Source organism: Phytoactinopolyspora halophila, assembly GCF_003287285.1.
Classification (GTDB): Bacteria; Actinomycetota; Actinomycetes; order Jiangellales; family Jiangellaceae; genus Phytoactinopolyspora_A; species Phytoactinopolyspora_A halophila.
Window position 1 is genome coordinate 1 of the sequence record NZ_QMIG01000073.1, and the last position, 717, is coordinate 717.

2 protein-coding genes are annotated in these 717 nt (G+C 59.0%); both read left to right on the forward strand.

Translation table 11 applies throughout. The annotated features are described in order from the left end of the window. A partial coding sequence (locus DPM12_RS23380; protein WP_211659269.1) for a hypothetical protein occupies positions 1–421 on the forward strand: 421 nt, incomplete at its 5' end. Continuing rightward, on the forward strand, positions 418–717 hold a 300-nt coding region (locus tag DPM12_RS22695; RefSeq protein ID WP_146751953.1), incomplete at its 3' end, for a hypothetical protein. The genes DPM12_RS23380 and DPM12_RS22695, both read left to right, overlap by 4 nt.

Below are 717 nucleotides of genomic sequence, written 5' to 3' on the forward strand. Positions count from 1 at the left end.
GGAGGAGCAGCAGTACACGGTGGTGCTGGACACCGACAGCTTCGGTGTGATCGCAACGTTTGAGAATTGGCTCCTTCTCTTGACTGGCTCGTCTGGGATGTGGCTTGGCAATGACGAGTTTGTTGCCTTTTCGGATGTTGATGTCCAGCACCTTGCGATCATCCAGGTCGACGCGTCCACCAGCCATTGTCGCCAGCGGCTGATCCCGCATCCGCTCACGGATGGCTACATCGGTGGCAGCAATGGCAGGTTTGTCCAGTCTTCTGAATGGTTGCGGGGAACCGACACGACACAGGTGTACACGTCCAACCTTGATGGCAGTGATCGTCAGCTGTTTATAACCCTTCGCCTCAAAGCCGACGTCAACAAGGTCGAAATACCTTCCACCGATCTCGGGATCACGTCAGGGGTGAGGTCGTGATTGATGGTGGTCCGGTCGAGTTTGTGGGTGTGAGCGTGGTTGTTGATCGGTTGTGGGAGATCGTGGGTGGGTCGCTGGAGCCGGGGTTGGTGCGGGCGGCGCGGATGCTGGTGGTGATTTGGCCCGATCAGGCTCCCGCGGAGCGGGTTGTGGTGCTTGATGCGGGTGAGGATCGGTTTGTTGAGGTGGCGGGGCTGCCGCCGCTTTATCAGGCGGATGAGCTGGTGTTGTCGGATGATGGTACGCGGATTGTGGGGGTGGATCCCGGGCTGCGTTTGTTTGTGCACACGTTGGCG